Consider the following 19,773-nt stretch of genomic DNA (forward strand, 5'->3'; position numbering starts at 1 on the left):
CCGGAGGCTAAGTCATGTCGGATATCAACGGCACCTTTGATGAATTTTCAATCGATCCGGTCACGAACTGGCGGCTGGCCGTTGCAGCAAAGTTCGGAACCGGCGAAGAAGACCCTTGGTGGGACATCCTCGTCGAGCTCGATGATATCTCACTCGATGATTTGATCGCCAGGGCCAAGGATATCGGCGGTGGCAACGGGCTTGAGGACGCAGTCCTCATCCCGAATTTCTATACCGTGCAACAGCGGGCGGCCAAAGAATCGATCCTGTATCCCTCACTCTTCGCAAAAGAATTCTTTTTGCAGGAAGCGACGAGGAACGCGGGACAACTCGGCATCAAACGCATCGTTCTTGGGACCGTCGTTCCGGTCGGACAGCTCGACATGAGCGCGCAGATCATGCCCGGCAATCTGCCGGAAATATTTGTTGAAGATGGTTCCGTTGTTACCGCTGTCATCGACAACGGCATCGCGTTCGGCCATGAACTTTTCCGGAAAACCGACCCAAAAGCGTCACGCGTTTCCTTTGCCTGGATCATGGACGCCAGACCGCGTACCGGCACCCTCGTCGTCCCGCAGGGGCACGCCCTCGCGAGGAGCGAAATCGACGGGTTGCTTGCCGCGAACACGGCCAGCGGGCTCCTCGATGAGAACCGCTTCTACAGTCAGTGCGGATTGATCGACTACAACTGGCCAGGCCTCAAGCCGGCCGCGATGCGCGTATCCCACGGCACCCATGTGATGGGACTTGCCGCCGGCTACCAACCCGGCACGAAGGACAACACGCGCCCCATCATCTGCGTGCAGCTGCCAACAGATCTCACCATGGATGTCAGCGGAGCGCAGATCCTGCCAGCCCTGGGACGCGCGATCGACTTCATCAAGATACACGCGGAACGCTTCCGGCTCGACACCGATCACGGCAAGCGGATCCCGCTGGTGGTCAATTTCAGTTTCGGGAATTTTGCAGGACCGCACGATGGTACCGGTCTCATCGAAGCGAAGATCGATCACGAGCTTCACTCGACCACCCAGCGTGAAATCCAGGTGGCTCTTCCTGCCGGGAACGGCAATCTGGCGCGCACACATGCGGAGATCACCTTCACGGATGAGGGCGCGGGTAACGTCAGGCCCGCAAACCTCGACTGGCGCATTCAGCCCGACGACCGCAGCGCGAGCTACGTCGAAATCTGGATGCCGCCGAAGGAGAACCCCGACAACCTTGTGAAAGTGCGCGTTACGCCCCCCGTGGGACCGAGGAGTATGCCGGTTTCAACAGTGCCTGGACAGTCTGCGATCCTCCATTCCGGAGACAACGTGGAATTCGGCCGGATCCTCTACACACCTCCCCATGCGCCAACCTGGCGCGGTTGCATTGTCGTCGGCGTTCACCCGACCTTTCATCACGACGTCACGGATGGCTTGGCACCTTCGGGTGTCTGGAAAATCGAAATCGAGAATGTTGCCCTGACCGAAACCGACCGGGTTCAGGTCTGGATCCGGCGCGACGAAACCTTGCCCGGGTTCCCGGCGTTAGGGCGTCAATCCTATTTCGACAATGATGACTATCAGCGTTTCGACAGCTTTGGTGCCCCCTTGCCGACTGATCCGCCCGGATCCGATTGCCTGGTCAAGCGCAGCGGCACCATAAGCGGCTTTGCCTGCGGCAAGTTTCCCGCCGTTCTTGCAGGATATGTCGAAACCCGCAACGAACTGGCCGGCTATTCTGCCGCCGGCCCGGTAACAACGGCATTCAACGCAACCGGTCCGACGAGAAACGGTCCGGATGCAGCCGCGGTCAGCGATGACACACCGGTTCTGCGAGGCATATTGAGTGCCGGATCACGCTGCGGATCGCTCGTGTCTCTCGACGGAACCAGTGTCGCTACACCTCAGGTTGCCCGATGGATGGCCGACAGGCTTGCACAAGGCCAAACCGCCACGAAGGGTGACGTCAGTGCACAGGCCGCATTTGACGATCATCCGCCACCGTCGAGACCGGCCATTACGCGAACTGGCGGCGGCCGGATGCATAGAAGAATTCGTTTCGGGCCGGACAGAAGGGCTTGATCGACACGGAAGCTCTCTTCCGGATGGTCCACTATTTTGAAATCAGTGACCGCCACCGCCCGCTGCTGCCGGTTTCGGCCGTTCCACGAAATAGAGCGCGGCGACAAGGGCAAGGAACAGCCCGGTCAGGATCAGGAAAATATCCGAGAAGGACAGCAGGAAGGCTTCACGAGTGACGATGCCCGACAGGGTCTTCAAGGCAGCGGTTTCCGCATTCTGCCCCAGTTCCGAAAATGCATGCGTCATGTTGGTCAGTGTCTCGTTGACGACGGGACGCGACCAGTTCACCGTTTCGGCTATCCGCTCGTAGTGGAAGTCCTGACGATTGGTCAAAAGCGTGTTGATTACCGCAAGCCCCACGGCACCGCCAAGGTTCCGGGTCAGGTTGAACAGACCCGACGCGTTCTTGATCATCTGTGGTGGCAGCATGCCGAGCGCGATATTGTTGATCGGCACCATGCACAGCATGAGCGAACATCCGCGCAGGATCTGCGGCACCAGGAGCTCCCAGAAATCCCAGTCATGCGTGATGCCGGTCACCATCCAGGTGCCAATGGCGAAGCCGGAAAAACCGATTCCCATCATAACCCGTGGATCAAGCACCGACATCAGCCGCCCGGCAATCGGTGCAGTCAGGAACATGGCAAGGCCGCTGACGAACATCGTCTCGCCAATCTGCAACGACGTGTAATCGCGAACGCCGCTCAGATAAACAGGATAGAGATACGTCAGGCCGTAAAGACCAACCCCCATGATGAAGCTGAAAAGGCTGCCCATGGCGAAGTTCTTGTCGGCAAACGCCCTGAGATCGACGATCGGTTCGCGTGCCGTGAACGCCCGCCAGAAGAAGATTGCGGCACCCAGAACAGTCACGGCCGAAAAGAAAACGATCTCGCCGCTCTGGAACCAGTCGTCCCCCGAACCTTCTTCCAGAACGAATTCCAGAGAGCCCAGGAAAATGGCCATGGCCGCAAAGCCGTACCAGTCGAAATGATCCAGCAGAGACAGGTCCGGCTCGTCGAAATCGATCAGGGTGACCGCCGCCAGCGTAACAAAAACACCCGGCACCACGTTGATCAGGAACAACCAGTGCCAGGAACCGAATTCGGTAAGATATCCGCCGAGTGTCGGGCCGATAGTCGGTGCAAGCGTTGCTACCAGACCGATCACCGGAGAAATGACGTTGAACTTCTCACGCGGGAAAATCAGATAGGCCGTTGCGAACACGGTCGGGATCATTCCGCCGCCGAGAAACCCTTGCAAGGCGCGATAGACAATCATTTCCTCGATGGTCGACGCGGTAGCGCACATGAGGCTCATGGCCGTGAAGCCGGCAGCTGACAACGCGAACATCCAGCGCGTCGAAAGCATGCGCGAGAGATACCCGGACAGCGGGATCATGATGACCTCCGCAATAAGGTAGCTTGTCTGCACCCAGGGAATATCGTCCTGGGAGGCACCAAGCCCGGCCTGGATTTCCGACAAGGATGCGGACACGATCTGGATATCCAGGATCGCCATGAACATGCCGAACACCATGCAGAGGAAGGTGAACAGCTTGCGTCCGTCGATGGATGCGTTTTGTGCCGTCTCGCTCATGTGACGTAGCCTTGAATCGGCGGACATTCTGACGGAAAGGACGGAATGGCCCGTGGCCGATCATTCGTAACTGTTGGAGCGCCCGCGCGGCCATTCGCCGTCTGCTGGCTGCTCTTGATAGGGGCGGTATCCGCAAGATGCGGATACCGGGCTTGTGCGGTTGGAGGCCGCGGAGAAGACTTGAGTTCAGGCGGATCGGTAGGCCGCTGTGCGATGCCTAGTGAAGCGCCGACAACGTGACATTGGATTTCTGACCGCCTGTCCTGGTGTCGACAGCGACAATCACCGACATGCCAGCCCGCAGGTGTCCGCTCGTGATTTCCTCTTCCGGAACCTTGATTTTCACCGGGACGCGCTGCACCACCTTGGTGAAGTTGCCGGTTGCATTTTCTGCCGGCAAAAGACTGAACACGGACCCGGTCGCAGGTGCGATGCTTTCGACAATTCCGCGAATTGGCTGATCCGGATAGGCGTCGACGGAAATTTCGACCTCTGCTCCCGGGTGAATACCCTCGAGTTGGGTTTCCTTGAAATTCGCGTCGATGTGGGTGTCCGCCAGCGGCACGATCGCCGCAATCCGGCTGCCCGGCTGAAGGAGAGAGCCGACCTGGGCCGCCCTGTTGCCGACGATACCGTCCACCGGTGCGCGTATCACGGTAAAGGCCAGATCGCGTTCGGCTTTTTCAAGGGCGGTCTTGGCTGCAACCACCGCCTGTTCGGCTTCCTTCTTCTGCCCATTGAGCACATCGATGTTGGCTTTGGCCAGGGTTACAGCCGCCTGCGCATTCTCAAGATCTGCCTGTGCACCCTTCAGTGCGGCATCTGCGGTGTCGAGCGTTGCCTGACTTGCGAACTTGTTGTCAGCAAGCTTTTTCTGACGGTCGAAATTCGCTGAGGCTTCGTCCTTCTGCGCCTTTGCGGCCGCAACGGAAGCTTCCGCCTGCAGCACGGATGCCTTGGCTGCCGTGACCTGGGTTTCAATCCGGTCGACCGTGGCCCGGGCGCTGTCGATGGAATCCTTTGCGGACTGGACGGCCAGCCTGTAGTCGCCATCATCAATCTTCAGCAGGACATCACCTGCCTTCACGCGCTGATTGTCGCCAACGGCAACGGATGCGACATAGCCGGAAACCTTGGACAGGATGACCGTGATGTCCGAGGTCACATAAGCATCGTCCGTGCTGGCGATAAACCTGCCCTCCGTCCACCAGTGATAGGCTTCATAACCTCCGAAACCGAGGCCGGCGAGCAGAACGAGGGTAAAGACCCTCTTGGCCTTGCCTTTCTTTTTCGGCGGAGACGATGCCGCTGGCGTGCTGGCGTTTGCCACCTGTCCCTGGGATGGCACGGTCATCTGCCCGCCCTTGTCCTCACCTGCGTCCTTCGCAACAGACGGTTTCACCTGCCCGTTTTTCGAGGTGTCGGAAGTCTTGCTGCCCTGATCCTGGTGGCTCGCGGTCTGCGGCCCGCCACCGATCGCGCCGCTTTCATTGCGGCCTTCTCTGAGTGCCACGTTGATATCCTTTGCCCAAATTCTTGACCGCTCAAACGTTGACTGAACGGTTCGGTCAATGGCATTTATATGTTCATCGTCGTTGCAAACGCAAGGGATGCGGCAAAATTTTTGCAACGCACAACCAAGCAAACCCGTTCAGCTGCTCCGATGGCGTGACCCGAAAGCAAGACCAGGTGACAGTGTGATGCGAGATCCCCACCAGGCTACAGGTCAAATCAGGCCGCAGACAGCTGAGTAGCCTTCTGACTTGCAGGACCACCAGGTCTGGTGACGAATAATTGAACGGTGCCGCCTATTGGCTGATAGTGTAGAGATTGTCCAACCACTTGCCGGACAGTAGACCTTTGGATTGAAAAGACAGTTTTTCGGAAAAACAGCGTATATTTGACAGAATACGAGCAACAACCTACTGAAAAATGACAGAAATTCGAGATTGAGATGACCACCGACACACAGGAACTACCGGCCCTTGCCGAAGATCCGGCCCAGAAGGCCGACAACGCCAAGTGCAGGCAGATTCTTGCCGGGGCGCGAAAAGTCTTCCAGGCGAAAGGCTTCGATGGTGCCAGCATGGAGGTTATCGCCAAGGAAGCTGGCGTTTCCAAAGGTACGCTCTACGTCTATTTCAACAGCAAGGAAGCCCTGTTCGAGGCACTGATTCTGCAAGAGCGGTACGGTCAGGCGGAAATCCTGCGCGAAGCCCTTGTTAGCAAGGCGGACGTAAAAAGTGACCTGTATCGAATTGGCCGCAGCTATCTGCTGAAAATGTCCAATCCGGAAAAACTGTCGACACTTCGCATGGTGATCGGTGCCGCCGAAAAATTTCCGCAGTTCGGAGTTCTGCTCTATGAGGCCGGTCCCTGCCAGGGCCGACGCGACCTCGGCGCCTTTATCCAGGAGCGGATCAACAGGGGCGAGCTGAAGGATTGCGATGTGGAACTGGCTGCCGGCCAGTTTTTCGATTTGTGCGTTGCCGGCGTGTTGAGGCGCATGCTGCTCAATGCCGGCCCCAAGCCGACCGAAGAAGAAATCGATGCCAATGTCGATGCAGCGGTCACGGTGTTCCTGGCAGCTTACGCAGCCTGACAACCGAGGCTTCGCCTCACCTTCGTGCACATCAATCAGAAAACCGGGGCAAATGGGGCGGACAGCCGACGGGAAATTCCTATATTAGGCGGTGAACACCAGATCCACCCAGACTGTAGGCTTCATGACCGCCCGACCGCCCATTTTCCAATTCGACAATTCCTATGCTCGAGATCTGCCCGGCTTTTATGTGGCATGGGAAGGCGCAAAGGTACCGGCCCCCGAACTTGTTCTGTTCAATCGGGATCTGGCAACGGACCTTGGCCTTGATGCCGATCTTCTGGAGACACCGGAAGGCGCGGAGATCTTTGCAGGTGTCAGTCAGCCTGATGGGGCTTCACCGCTCGCCCAGGTCTACGCCGGACACCAGTTTGGGGGGTTCTCGCCGCAACTCGGCGATGGAAGGGCACTTCTTCTCGGCGAAATCATCGATGGCGCCGGCAACCGCAAGGACATTCAGCTGAAAGGATCGGGGCCGACCCCCTTCTCACGTGGCGGCGACGGCAAGGCCGTCGTCGGGCCTGTCCTGCGCGAATATATCCTCGGCGAAGCGATGCACGCCCTTGGCATCCCGACAACCCGGGCACTGGCTGCGGTAACCACCGGAGAAACCATCTACCGGGAGGGGCCGAAACCCGGCGCGGTGCTGACACGTGTGGCTGCAAGTCATTTGCGGGTTGGTACCTTTCAGTATTTTGCGGCACGCGGCGAAACGGAGAAAGTCCGCCAGCTTGCCGACTATGCCATTGCCCGCCACGACCCTGATCTTGCCGGACAAGAAGACAGCTATCTCCGGCTCTTTAGAGGTGTTGTCGAGCGCCAGGCCGCGCTTGTCGCCAAATGGATTCTCGTCGGTTTCGTTCACGGCGTCATGAACACCGACAACACGACAATCTCCGGCGAAACAATCGACTACGGTCCATGTGCATTCATAGATGCCTATGATCCCGCCGCCGTGTTCAGTTCGATCGACCACGGCGGGCGCTATGCTTTCGGCCGTCAGCCGGTGATCATGCAATGGAACCTTGCCCGTCTTGCCGAAACGCTGCTGCCTTTGATCCGGCCCGATGACCTGGACAAGGCCGTCGAACTTGCAAGTGCCGAGCTCGCCCGTTTTCCAGACCTCTACCGCAATGCCTGGCTGACCGGCATGCGCGCAAAGCTCGGCCTTCCGACGGCAACGGAAGAGGATCAGGACCTCTTCGAAACAATGCTCTCGATCCTCCAGGAACAGTCGGTCGATTACACGCTGTTCTTCCGGCACCTTGGTGAGGCAGCCATGGACGCCGCTCAAAAGCTTCGTGACCTTTTTGTTGATCCGACCCAGATTGACGGCTGGCTGGCGCGCTGGAAGCAACGCCTTGAAAAGGACGGCAGAACAGCAGCGGAAACCAGGGCCGCAATGGACAGCGTCAATCCGCTCTACATTCCGCGAAACCACAAGGTGGAAGAAGCGCTCGAAGCAGCAGAATCTGGAGAGTATTTTTTGATCAACAGGTTACTGGTGGTTTTAAAAGCGCCGTTTGAAGAAAAACCCGATTTTGTCTCCTATGCAGAACCTGCGCCCGCGACGTTCGGGCCCTATCGGACATTCTGCGGTACGTGACGCGGGATACATGGGCTAACGGACGTCGCTCTGGCTTTGGTCCCGCTAGGGTGCAAGCCTGAAATGAAGAGGAAACGGTTTGAGGCGGATTGGCCTTCATCGCGGCACGCAAGTACTGAAAATGTAGCATTACCGCGTTTCGAAAGCGTGCTTGAACGGGCATAACGCCCGCTCAAGCACGCTCCCGAAAAGTAGTTCGCCAACACTCATGCCATTTCGTCTTCCTGCATGCCCCTGGTCGGCATGCACCATCACAAGCTGACAAAGACACCTCACCCGGCCAGACGCTCGACCAGAAAATTCATTTCCTGCTCCAGCTTGTCCCCGGACAAGCCGACAAATCGCGCTTCAAGGCTGATCGTGACAAGTCCGTGCACGGCCGCGAAGGCTGTACGGGTCCGCACCGCCAGGGCTTCTTCCAGCATGCCGGGATTCAGCTCACGCAGCGGCGCTGCGATGAAACCAAGCAGTGCGATGTTTTCCTGAATGTGCCATTCCGGCACCGCCGTGCCCTCAGGCAATTGGTGACTGAACAACGTGATCCAGAGATTGCGGTTGTCGCGGGCAAACGCCAGATAGGCCAATGCAAGCACCTTGAGTCGTGCCATGGGCTCGTCCACAGTTTCAACCGCAGCCGCCATCACTTCCTTGATACGGCCGAGCGTCACCGAGTTGACGGCAAGCAGCAGTGCATCCTGATCGGCGAAATGCTTGTAGACCGAACCGACCGAATACCCGGCATCGGCCGCCACCTTTCGGATGTTGACCGCTTCCATCCCCCCCGCTTCCACGGCGCTAATCGCCGCCTCCAGAACGCGCCGATGGGTTTCTTCGCTTTTAGCTTTTTGAACTCCGGCCATTAACCGTATCGAACCTCAAAAGTGAACAGTGTTCATTTTTCTTCTTGACCTAATCAAAATGATATGGCTTTGTCAAATAGTGAACAACGTTCACCTTTTGAGAGAGGCACGATGTTTGAGCCATTCATGAACCAACTGAAAGCGCTGTTTCTAGTCAGCGCCGAGGAAAGCCGGGACAGTCAGTCACTTGCTCTCCTCTCAATCAACACGCGTACAGCCGCCGCATCCGTCCGGGCTGCCCAGGTTGCCCTGGCCCGCGCCAAGGCAGAGCAGCAGCAGGACCGCAAGCGGCTGTGGCAAATCAATGCTTCCCTGGAAGATCTGGAAAACAGGGCTCGCAACGCCCTGCTTAAAGGACTTGAGCCCCTTGCGAGAGAGGCTGCGGAAGCCATCGCCATTCTGGAAAATGAAAAGACGGCTCTCGAAGAAGCGATCCGTTCCTTTGATGGCGATCTTTCGAGCCTTACGGAAACCCTGCATGGCGCCCAGAGCCGTCTGCGTGCCCTCAAGCGAGGCGAACGCACTGTCGAGGTTCGGGACCAGATCCAGAAAGCACAGTCCTTCAGCTCCGGAACCGGCCAATCGGCTCTCGCCATTGCTGAAGGACAGCTGGAGGACATCCGCCAGCGGCAGGAGCGCGACCAACTTGCCGAGCAGGAATTCAAGGCCCTCTCGGCCGCGGATAATCCGAGCGGGGTTATCGAAAAGCTGGGTGACGCCGGTTGCGGCACGCCAGTGAAAACCAGAGCGGACGACGTACTCGCCCGCCTGAAATCCGACCTTCCCCTTCTTCTTGAAAAAAGCAGCTAACACGAGGACGAGACCATGCAGGAACCAACAGTCAAACATACCAACAACTGGACCATTTTTACCGCCGGCAGTTTCGCCATAGCGGCTATCATGATGGCCCTCGGCATCTGGAACCTGGAGGCAAGTTTCTCCGCCAAGGGCTTCTACACCATGGCCGCGATCATGCTCGTGCACACCGCGGTTACCTTGACCAAGACCCTGCGCGACCGTGAGGAAGCCAACAAGTTCCACAATCGCCTGGAAGATGCCAAAACCGAAAAACTGCTGATGGACATCAGCAAACCCGAACAAGCCTGATTCAATTTTCAACCCGGGCGAAGGTCCTGACGCTTCGCCCGGATTTTCCAGACCGAAGGCTATGAAGCTGCCGTGCAATCAGCAGCTTCGATGGAGGACCTCATGAGCGCATCACTGATGACATCCCGGCGTTTCGCTCCGCTCTTCTGGACGCAGTTTTTTTCCGCATTCAACGACAACTTCCTCAAAAACGCCCTGGTTTTCCTGGTGCTGTTCCAGGTCGGAGGACAGGGTGCGAATGGTAGCAACACCGGCGTCTTGATCACCCTGGCCGGGGCGGTTTTCATCGCTCCCTTCCTGCTTCTGTCCGCACTTGGGGGTGAGCTTGCCGACAAGTTCGACAAGGCGCGGATCGCCCGTGCAACCAAGCTTGCAGAAGTTGCCGGCGCGGGGCTGGCGGTCGCCGGCATGGCCTTGTCATCCCTACCCGTTCTCTTTGCCGCCCTGTTCGTGTTCGGTGCCATGTCGGCGCTGTTCAGCCCGGTCAAATACGGCCTTCTCCCCGATCATCTGCCGGCTCCGGACCTGCCACGTGCCAATGCCTGGATCGAGGCGGGAACATTCCTGGCGATCCTGGGCGGTACGATTTCAGCGGGACTTCTTTTCAGCACTGGTGCTCCTAAGCTGGCCTTTGCACCGGTCATGATCGCACTGGCGCTCGGGTGTTACGGGCTGAGCCGTCAGATCCCTTCTGCAACCGCAGCCGCCCCCAATCTGACGGTCGACTGGAACCTGATCACCTCCACCTGGTGTGTTGTGAGCGATCTGGCGTCGGACCGCCGCCTGTTCCTGGCCGCCCTGATGAACGCCTGGTTCTGGCTGGTTGGCGCCATGGTGCTTGCTGTTCTGCCATTGATGGTCAAATCCTTCCTGGGTGGTGAAGAAATAGCGGTCACCTACTTCCTGACGGTCTTCGCCGTATCAATCGGCATCGGCTCGGCAATTGCCGCCTGGCTTCTGGCTGGCCGTGTTGTCCTTCTGCCTGCACCGGTCGGCACGTTCTTGCTGGCGCTGTTCTGCCTGGATGCCTCGCTGACCCTGGCCGGTTTGCCGGCGGCCACAACTGCCTCGAACCTGCTGGACTTCCTGAAGCACGAGGGGGTGCTGCGCCTCAGCATAGACATGGCCGGTCTTGCCATTTCCGGTGCGCTGCTTGTTGTGCCCACCTTCACGGCACTCCAGACCTGGGCACGGCCGGACGTGCGCGCCCGCCGGATTGCTGCCTCCAACGCCCTTGGCGCTGCCCTGATGACCGTTGGCGGGTTGTTGCTCGCAGGCGCCCAGAAACTCGGCTTTTCCGTTCCCGCGATCTTCCTGGCGCTGGCCGGGCTGAACCTGATCGCGGCGCTTGTGATGTTGAAGACCCTGCCCACGAACCCGATGCGCGACGCGATCTCCATTCTCTATCGCGCTGTTTTCCGGATGGAAGTCAAAGGACTTGAAAACCTGGAAAAAGCGGGCGAAGCCCCGATCCTGGCCCTGAACCACGTCAGTTTGCTGGACGCTGGCCTGGCATTGACCCTGACCGACAGGAAGCCGTCCTTCGCCATCGACTACGACATTGCCCGGCGCTGGTGGGTGAAACCCTTTCTGCACCTTGCAAACGCTTTGCCGATCAACCCGTCAAAGCCCATGGCCACCCGAGCACTGATCAAGGTGGTCAATTCCGGCGAACCTATGGTGATCTTCCCGGAAGGCCGGCTGACAGTCACCGGCAGCCTGATGAAGGTCTACGACGGTGCGGCCATGGTGGCCGACAAGACCGGGGCGATGATCGTTCCGATCCGCATCGACGGCCTTGAAAAAACGCCCTTCTCCTACCTGAACCCCAGCCAGATCCGCAAGCGCCTGTTCCCCAAAGTAAAGGTGACGATAATGGAGCCCACCCGCCTGGACCTCAACGACGACCTCAAGGGCCGTCAGCGCCGCGCTGCGGCCGGAGCAAAGCTCTATGGCGTCATGTCCGAACTCATGTTTGAAACCAGCTTGACGGAAGACGTTACCATTCTGGAGAAGGTGATCGCCACGGCCGGCGAACACGGCTACGGCAAACTGGCGGTAGAAGATCCGGTGACCGGCAAGCTGAGTGCTGGCAAGCTTCTGACGGGCGTTTCCGTTCTCGGCCGCAAGCTGCTGCAGCACACCAGGGGCGAAGATACTCTTGGCATCATGCTGCCCAATGCCAATGGAGCCGCCGTAACCGTGCTGGCGACCATGTCCGCCGGCAAGGTCCCCGCCATGATCAACTTCACCGCCGGGCAGGAAAACATTCTTGCCGCCTGCCGGGCAGCAGAAGTCCGCACGCTGCTGTCCTCCCGCGCCTTCGTCAAGCAGGCCCGGCTGGAGCAACTGGCCTCAAACCTTGAAAAACACGTCCGCATCATCTGGATGGAGGACCTGCGCGCCGAAATCGGCTTTATCGACAAGATGCGCGGTCTTCTGACGAAAAGCCGTCCCCTGGTGCACCGCCGGGCGGATGATACCGCGGTGATCCTGTTCACGTCAGGTTCGGAGGGAACACCGAAGGGTGTTGTCCTGACCCACAGGAATATCCTGTCCAACGCCACCCAGGCTGCGGCCAGAATAGACTTCACACCGAACGACAAGGTGTTCAACGTCCTGCCCATGTTCCATTCCTTCGGCCTGACGGCGGGCACCATCCTGCCGTTGATTTCCGGAGTGCCGGTCTATCTCTATCCCTCCCCCCTGCATTACCGGATCGTTCCGGAGCTGATCTACACCTCCAATGCAACGATCCTGTTCGGCACGGACACCTTCCTGAACGGTTACGCCCGTGTCGCCCATGCCTATGACTTCCGCTCCCTGCGCTACTGTTTTGCAGGTGCGGAGCCGGTGAAACCGTCAACCAGGCAGATCTACCAGGAACGCTTCGGCCTGCGTGTGCTGGAAGGTTACGGCGTGACAGAGACAGCGCCTGTCATCGCGCTCAACACGCCGATGTACAACCGTCCGGGTACGGTCGGCAAACTCATGCCCGGCATGAAGGCACGCCTTGAACCTGTGCCAGGTGTGGAAACCGGTGGCCGGCTTCATGTTGCGGGCCCGAACGTCATGGTCGGTTACCTGAAAGCCGACAACCCGGGCGTTGTCGAAGCGCTTGTCGATGGCTGGCACGACACCGGCGACATCGTCGAGATCGACGCCGACGGCTACATCATCATCAAGGGCCGCGCCAAGCGCTTTGCCAAGATCGCAGGTGAAATGGTCTCGCTGTCCGCCGTGGAAGCATTGGCAGGCCAGATCTGGCCGCAACACCTGTCCGCCGTCGCCGCCATCAAGGACCCACGCAAGGGCGAGAAGCTGGTACTGGTTACGGAAAATCCGGACGCGGACAGGGCTGCCTTCGTTGAAGGGGCGAAAGCCCGTGGAGCGCAGGATCTGATGATACCGGCAGAAGTCCGTGTCGTGCCCAAGGTCCCGGTTCTTGGCTCAGGAAAGCTGGACTTCGCCGGGGTTGCAAAACTGGTCAATCCCGAACCGCAGCTGGGTGAAGCTGCCTGACACCACAACCCGGCCTGCGAATAAGCAGGCCGGGGTGTATACTGTCTTTCATGTCCTTTTATCTTACCTAGAAACGCTTTTCTGAATCGCAGGAAAGACGTCGTCCGTAAATTTCTGGATTTAATCCGCAAAAATCGCAAATGTTGCCCCTACGGCGAAACTAAACCTTAACGGGAACGGTACAACCTGTGAACGCATATCCATCGTCAGAAACCTCCGGAGACTGCGAATGCGTTTTACAAGAGGAGTTGCCGTTGCCTTGTGTTTCGGCTTGCTCGCCTGCACTGACAACGTCCCATCCGGAGATCCGCAAAGTGGTCTGAAAAGGGACATGCGCGGTTACAAGGCAAGCCCTGGCGTCCTTGTCGCGGAAGACGGAACTCCGCATTGGATCCAGTCCGCGGTCACGGGGTACCAGGAAACCACCTTGAACTCCGATCTTCCATCGAAGGTGGTCATGCGGCAACCGTCTGCCTTCTGCCGGTTTCGCAAACCGAACCACGGGGAATACATCGGCAATGTTCACGTCGGCACGGGCAACATGCACGCGCCAATCTACACCTGGTCGAAAACAAAGGTGCGAGATCGGGCCCAGAAACTGGCGGAGAACGCGCAAAAGCCGAATGATGACCCCAGGAAAATCCGCGTCGACACCATGGTTCTCAGCGCCAAGGACGACAGCTTTCCCGTTGTTGACGTCGTCGTTACGGAAACGGCGAAACCGGTCTACCTGATCCTGCAAAACGAATTTGGCAAGATCCTCTGGAACATACATCTGGCCCCGGGTGCCCGCATCTCCCACGTTGTAGCTCTTGGTGTCGGTGACATCGCCTTCGCCAATCTGGACCCGGACGTACCGGTGGAAATGGTGGGCGCGAGAACTCTTCGTTCCTGCGGAGTGCAACCCTGGCGAAAGATGCAGGACCACTGGCTCTTTGTTAGAAACGCCAAGGAAAACCCGAGCCTTCATGAAGAGCCAGTCGCAAAGAACAAGGCAGCCTACCGCAAGTATGACAACTGGTTCCGCAGTGCCTTCGGCATAAGAAGCGAGCAGAACGTCGCGGGTGTGGAGCGGTCCACCCATGTACTGGTAGGCCCGCTGCCACCGAGCCTGGAGGAGCGGATCCCATTTCGACCTCTGGGTGGCTCACTCGTCATCATGACACCCGTCAAGAACATCGCGGTTGCCGACAAGGCCGGCTATGAGGAAAAGGCGATGGCGCAGATCAGGCCACTTGTCGACAAGGCCCTCGGCCGCGGACAAGCCGCCAAATCAAATTCCGGGTCATAGTCAAAGGGAACAGTCCCAATGCGTATCCTTCAAATCGCCTGCGGCGTCATCTTCTTTGCCGTTACGATGTACTACGGCTACATCATGTTCAGTGTTGCCAATGTCGCCAACACAGTTTTCGGCTTCAAGAGCGATCCGCTCGAGGGACAGGCAACGGTACACAATGCCCGGCATGGATCAGCCGGTTCCTTTAAAGATGGTTACATCGCCCTCACCGACTTCAAGAGCCTTGATGCAGGCCGGGTGGCCAACGTCGTCATCCCCGTCTCGGTAAAAGAACTATTGAAGGAAACAGGCGCCCCCGCCGACATGGACATGATCGAAGTGTTCATTTCAGGACAGGCACCCAAGATCGCGGAAGCGGAATGCAGGCTCCTGATCAAGACGATTGCATCCAGTTGCCGGGTGAAGCTGACGAAAGCCAAGCAATTCAAGGACGATCCGAATTTTGCCGAGATCAGGATGCAGCTTCAGTTCCTTGAAAAGCGGGAACCCGGCACTTTCAGAACGGAAAAACCTCTAAACTATCAGGAAGTCGAGGCAGACCTTTTGGAAAGTGCCGGGATCTATGCCGAAGCCTGGTTGAACGAATTCAAGAGCCGCCGGGCAAAACTTTATGCCTCGGCAGCCCGGGCCTGCGATCCTTTGAGGCGTCAGCACGGCAATTGTTCGGTCACCGAGATCAACGTTTTCGGGCAGTGGAAAAAGCGCGAGGAATTCGTGGTCATGCGCTCCAACGCGACCCTGTCATATCTGTGGCCGGAACGGATCTGACCAGGGTCGCGCCTGTTTCATTCAACCGGCCATTTTCAAGTGAAGGCCATCACCTCGGCCTTGGCTTCGGCGACAGCTGCAATAAGCCGGTCGACGTCTTCCGTCCGGGTAGACCAATTCGAAACGCTGATGCGAAAGCCTTTCCGACCCTGCCAGGATGCCTGACCGAACCAGGCTTCACCGGATGCCTGCACGTGGCCCGCAATGCGCGCACACGCATCTTCGGCACCCGGCAGCGTTGCAAACACCTGATTGAAATGTATGTCGTGCGGCACCTCGAACCCGAGGGCCGTCAAGTCCCTTGAGATCCGCCTGGCATGATCGTGAAAGCCGCTCAACATATCGTCGAGACCTTGCCGGCCAAGTGACAGGAGTGCCGCCCAGGTTTCAGCCCCACGTGCGGATCGGCTGAACTCGGGTGCCCGGTTAGCCGGATTCGAAACGGTCGCAGGCAAATAGGTCGCCCCGATCGCCATGGATGCCTGCAATTCCTGCGGATGGCGGCACAGAGCCAGCCCTGAATCATAGGGGGTGTTGAGCGTCTTGTGGCTGTCGACAACCCAGCTATCCGCTTTCTCCAGCCCCTTGAGGGCCGATGCAGTCTCGCTGCAGGCTCGTGCCCAGAGCCCGAACGCTCCATCCACATGAAGCCAGGCACCGGCGGCAATACACCTGTCACCCAGTTCGTCAAATGGATCGGAAGCACCGCTGCAGACATTTCCCGCCTGACACAAGACCAAAGTGCGATCATCCAGTGGAGGCAGTTTGTCGATCCGCATCCGGCCCTGATCGTCTACCTCCACCCACTCGATGGATTTGGTGGAAAGTCCAGCCATTCGCAGGGATTTCAGCACTGTTGCATGGATTTCCGCACTGGCGACAATCCGCAACGCCGGTGCACCGATCAGCCCCTCGCCTCTTTCATGACCAAGTCGAGACAGCAGCGTATCGCGCGCGGTGACCATAAGCGCCATGTTGGACATGGTCGCCCCGGTGGTAAAGGCACCATCGGTGCCGTGAGGCAACTCCAGAAGCTTCACGATCCAGGAAACAGCGGCTTCTTCCATCTTGATGACAGAGGGTCCGGTCAGACCGTCGGCAACCTGATCCCACGCTGAGAGCAAGGCTCGGGCTGCAGATGCCGCTGGCAAGGCGCCGCCAAGAACATAACCGAAATATCGGCCCGCGGCTGTCGCTACCGTCCCTTCACCGCCCACCGTCTCCAGAAGATCGAGCACGGTGTCGAGGTCCAGCCCTTGCTCCGGCAATCCGGGATCGAGCTCGGCCAGACGGGACACATCAGGATCGACGCGCCGGTCAGGCAATTGTTTCAGATAACGGGCACCTCGCGCTGCACCGTTTGAAAAGGCTTCCGCTTGAAGGCCTAGAAGGCTATTTTCCATGTCCGAACCACCATTCTATATCGAAGAGTTTCTATATAGATGAATATCAATATGGATATCAAGTCAAATGCAACTGCGATGGCGGCACTGGCGAGTCCCGTGCGGCTGCAGATCCTTTTGTGGCTGCTCAACCCGCGCGTCAATTTCCCCCCTCAGCGGGATGGAGATCTGGTGGAAGACGGTGTTTGTGTCGGCTTCATCACCGATAAGGTCGGGCTCAGCCAACCGACCGTCAGTTCGCACATGAAGAAGATGTCGGAAGCCGGACTGGTGACCAGCAAGCGGATCGGCAACTGGATGTTCTACAAACCCGACCGGACAAGACTTGCAAATGTGGGACTGACCATCACATCCGCATCGCAAATCGATCCCGAAGCCTCAAGCGCTGGTCGACAGGCCGCCGAAACCATTTCCTGAAATCCGCGTCAGAGAGTAAACCGGGCCGAGCAGTCATGGGGCACGTCGCGGCTTGCAGCTGCAGGCAATCTCGGACTAGATCAGAAAGAACGCGTTATCGGAATCGATTGATGGTCCGTGGATCGGCCCTACAGTGTTAGGGCAACTTGTCTCGTGCCAACGCATCGCGAAAACTTTTGCCTATCAGACAGGAAATCACCCATGTCCGCACCTGCTTATGACGACCAGAATGTCTTTGCCAAAATCCTGCGCGGCGAACTGCCGAGCCACAAGATATACGAAGACGACAAGACACTGGTGATCATGGACATCATGCCCTGCGGCGACGGTCATGTTCTGGTGATCCCGAAAGCCCCTTCCCGCAACATTCTGGATATCGCCCAGGATGATCTAAACGCGGTGATGGCAACGACCCAGATGATGGCAAGGGCGGTGATCAAGGCCTTCGATGCGGATGGCTCAACCATCCAGCAGTTCTCCGAGCCTGCAGGTGGCCAGGTGGTGTTCCACACCCATGTCCACGTCATTCCGCGCTTCGACGGCGTGTCACTGAAGCCCCATACGGGCGCAATGGCCGACAACGACCTCCTGGCCACCCAGGCTGAAAAGATCCGGGCAGCCCTGGCCTGACCAGGGACTGGACAGCCTCTCCTTCAAGACAAAAAAGCGCCCGCAGGCTACGGACCGTGCGGGCGCTTCCTTTGTGATATTGGATCAGCTGTCGAACCACCAGCGGCTGCAAGCCCGGGCGCCATCGAGCTCCCAGCTCGACGCCAGCTGGTCGCCGTGCTGGACGTTGCTTCGGCGGGCATAGACGAAATTGCGGAAGAACGGGATGATCGTGCCGCCGTCGTCATGCGCGAGCAAGGCCATTTCCCGGTACATTTCCGCCCGTTTGGTGTCGTCCAATTCGGCCTTTGCCATCAACAGCAGCTCGTTGAAACGTTCGTTCTGCCAATGGCTCTCGTTCCAGGCGGCGTCCGACTTGTAGGCCAGGGAATACATCACGTCCGGGGTCGGACGCGCGCCCCAGGCCACCACACAGAATGGCTTCTTCAGCCAGACATCCGAGTAATAGCCGTCGTTGGGTTCACGCACGACCTTGATGTCAATGCCGGCCGCCCTGGCGTGTTCGGCATAAAGAACACACAGATCGACCGCTCCGGAATAGATGGAATCTGCCGAGGAAATGCTGATGGACAGGCCTTCGGCCCCAGCCTTCTTCAACAGCGATTTTGCCTGGTCCGGATCGTAGTCGTGTTGGGGAATGTCATCCGGCCAATAGGGCATGGCCGGGGAATGGTGGAAATCGTTTGCCTTGGTTGCGGCACCAAAGGCGATCTTCTCGATGATCTCATCCCGGTTCATCGCGAGCTTGAGTGCATTGCGAACATCCTTGTTGTCGAACGGAGGTGTGTCGCAGAACATCGGCATTGTGAGCGTCGAGGCAGACGGCACATTGTCGATCACCAGGTTTGGGTTCCGCTCGAGCAGCGCCATGGTCTTCAGGTCGATGAGCGATACTGCATCAACATCGCCAGTGACCAGGGCCGTCTGACGGGCGTTAGGATCGGTCAGGACGATCAGGTCCACTCCGTCGAAATGCGCACCATCGAGATGCCAGCCTTCATGCCGCGTCAACGAGAACCTGACGCCGAAGTCGCCGGTATCGATCTTGTAGGGCCCGGTGCCATCACCTGACGCCCAGTCGATCGTACCATCCTCATTCGCAGGGCAGATCGCGAGATGGTAATCGGTCATCAGCCACGGCAGATCGGCATTGCCCGACGACAGCTTGAAGACAATCGCATTGTCGCCGTCCTTGACGATGTCCTCGACATCGGTCAGCAGCGCCTTGGCCGCCGATGTTGTAGCGTCTCCGCGGTGATGGTTCATCGATGCAATGACATCATCAGCGGTCATCTTGCGGCCCGAGTGGAAGGTGACATTCTCGTTGAGCTTGAAGGTCCACTCCGTCGCATCCGCATTCGCCGACCACTCGGTGGCAATGTCAGGTCCCAAAGATCCGTCCGGCTCGATCAGTGTCAGGTAGCTGCGATGAGTATGCGCCAGAACGATCATGGCGATGGTGAGATAGGTGCCCGGATCGTGGGTGTCTGAGGTATTGCCGTCGTGGATACCGACCTTGAAGGTCCCGCCCTGCTTCGGTTGCGCCCTGGCACTGGTCGTCCAAAGTCCCGTTGCTGCGGAGGCCGCAACCCCGGCGGCCATGGAATAATTCAGAAAATCGCGGCGGGAAATGCGGCCCGCCTTTGCGGCGTCAGCCAGTTTTTCCAGCATTTCCGCATCTTTGAACTTGTCCTTCATCGTCAGATTACCTCCAAGTTGACAGTCACCCTTTTGGCCTGCGACCTGTTTTCAATCGTTAACTTTAGGTCGGTCACGAAATTTCCGATCATCTTCCATTCGAAGTTTAGTGACCCAAAAACGACACATCTGTAGATAGTGCGCAGCAAAATTTTGTCCTGTCAGGAATACGAATGAAGGTGACGACACTTTCAG

15 protein-coding genes are annotated in these 19,773 nt (G+C 58.2%); 10 read left to right on the top strand and 5 right to left on the bottom strand.

The genetic code is table 11. The annotated features are described in order from the left end of the window. Window positions 1–14: 14 nt before the first annotated feature. Window positions 15–2,069, top strand: a complete 2,055-nt coding sequence (locus ACYQ54_RS01160) for a S8/S53 family peptidase (protein ID WP_460078563.1) — start codon at window positions 15–17, stop codon at window positions 2,067–2,069. A gap of 42 nt (window positions 2,070–2,111) precedes the next feature. Here ACYQ54_RS01160 and ACYQ54_RS01165 read toward each other — a convergent pair whose 3' ends face one another. Continuing rightward, window positions 2,112–3,668 carry a DHA2 family efflux MFS transporter permease subunit gene (locus ACYQ54_RS01165; RefSeq protein WP_460078565.1) on the bottom strand — a complete coding sequence of 519 codons (1,557 nt, stop codon included), beginning with the start codon at window positions 3,666–3,668 and terminating at the stop codon, window positions 2,112–2,114. 217 nt (window positions 3,669–3,885) lie between these two features. Then, entirely contained in the window at window positions 3,886–5,181 is a 1,296-nt protein-coding gene (locus tag ACYQ54_RS01170; protein ID WP_460078566.1) for an HlyD family secretion protein, read from the bottom strand. A 441-nt stretch (window positions 5,182–5,622) separates the two neighbouring features. On the opposite strand from ACYQ54_RS01170, the gene ACYQ54_RS01175 reads away from it, so the two are divergent. Then, window positions 5,623–6,270: a TetR/AcrR family transcriptional regulator gene (locus ACYQ54_RS01175; RefSeq protein ID WP_460078569.1), complete on the top strand. Its 648-nt coding sequence runs from the start codon at window positions 5,623–5,625 to the stop codon at window positions 6,268–6,270. A 124-nt stretch (window positions 6,271–6,394) separates the two neighbouring features. After that, window positions 6,395–7,876, top strand: coding sequence for a protein adenylyltransferase SelO (locus tag ACYQ54_RS01180; RefSeq protein WP_460078570.1), 1,482 nt, complete (start codon window positions 6,395–6,397; stop codon window positions 7,874–7,876). Between the two features lie 272 nt (window positions 7,877–8,148). On the opposite strand, the gene ACYQ54_RS01185 is transcribed toward ACYQ54_RS01180, so the two are convergent. Further along, complete coding sequence (locus ACYQ54_RS01185) at window positions 8,149–8,736, bottom strand: TetR/AcrR family transcriptional regulator (protein WP_460078571.1); 588 nt, start codon at window positions 8,734–8,736, stop codon at window positions 8,149–8,151. A gap of 126 nt (window positions 8,737–8,862) precedes the next feature. Between ACYQ54_RS01185 and ACYQ54_RS01190 the strand changes: the two genes are divergently transcribed. The 5 genes from ACYQ54_RS01190 to ACYQ54_RS01210 all read left to right on the top strand — a co-directional run bounded on the left by ACYQ54_RS01190 (window position 8,863) and on the right by ACYQ54_RS01210 (window position 15,430). Further along, window positions 8,863–9,546 carry a PspA/IM30 family protein gene (locus tag ACYQ54_RS01190; protein ID WP_460078573.1) on the top strand — a complete coding sequence of 228 codons (684 nt, stop codon included), beginning with the start codon at window positions 8,863–8,865 and terminating at the stop codon, window positions 9,544–9,546. A 15-nt stretch (window positions 9,547–9,561) separates the two neighbouring features. Further along, window positions 9,562–9,843, top strand: coding sequence for a YiaA/YiaB family inner membrane protein (locus ACYQ54_RS01195; protein WP_460078574.1), 282 nt, complete (start codon window positions 9,562–9,564; stop codon window positions 9,841–9,843). A gap of 102 nt (window positions 9,844–9,945) precedes the next feature. Beyond that, window positions 9,946–13,365, top strand: a complete 3,420-nt coding sequence (locus ACYQ54_RS01200) for an acyl-[ACP]--phospholipid O-acyltransferase (protein ID WP_460078577.1) — start codon at window positions 9,946–9,948, stop codon at window positions 13,363–13,365. 229 nt (window positions 13,366–13,594) lie between these two features. Continuing rightward, a complete protein-coding gene (locus ACYQ54_RS01205) occupies window positions 13,595–14,656 on the top strand; it encodes a hypothetical protein (protein ID WP_460078580.1) in 1,062 nt (353 codons plus the stop codon). A gap of 18 nt (window positions 14,657–14,674) precedes the next feature. Continuing rightward, window positions 14,675–15,430, top strand: coding sequence for a hypothetical protein (locus tag ACYQ54_RS01210; protein ID WP_460078582.1), 756 nt, complete (start codon window positions 14,675–14,677; stop codon window positions 15,428–15,430). 35 nt (window positions 15,431–15,465) lie between these two features. On the opposite strand, the gene ACYQ54_RS01215 is transcribed toward ACYQ54_RS01210, so the two are convergent. After that, window positions 15,466–16,833, bottom strand: a complete 1,368-nt coding sequence (locus ACYQ54_RS01215) for a pyridoxal phosphate-dependent decarboxylase family protein (RefSeq protein WP_460078585.1) — start codon at window positions 16,831–16,833, stop codon at window positions 15,466–15,468. Between the two features lie 39 nt (window positions 16,834–16,872). Between ACYQ54_RS01215 and ACYQ54_RS01220 the strand changes: the two genes are divergently transcribed. Beyond that, window positions 16,873–17,250, top strand: coding sequence for an ArsR/SmtB family transcription factor (locus tag ACYQ54_RS01220; RefSeq protein WP_460078587.1), 378 nt, complete (start codon window positions 16,873–16,875; stop codon window positions 17,248–17,250). Window positions 17,251–17,451: 201 nt separating this feature from the next. Then, entirely contained in the window at window positions 17,452–17,880 is a 429-nt protein-coding gene (locus ACYQ54_RS01225) for an HIT family protein (RefSeq protein WP_460078590.1), read from the top strand. An 84-nt stretch (window positions 17,881–17,964) separates the two neighbouring features. Here the strand turns inward: ACYQ54_RS01225 and ACYQ54_RS01230 are convergent, their stop codons facing one another. Then, window positions 17,965–19,578 carry an ABC transporter substrate-binding protein gene (locus ACYQ54_RS01230; RefSeq protein ID WP_460078593.1) on the bottom strand — a complete coding sequence of 538 codons (1,614 nt, stop codon included), beginning with the start codon at window positions 19,576–19,578 and terminating at the stop codon, window positions 17,965–17,967. Between the last annotated feature and the right edge of the window lie 195 nt (window positions 19,579–19,773).

Source organism: Roseibium sp. LAB1 (assembly GCF_054658235.1).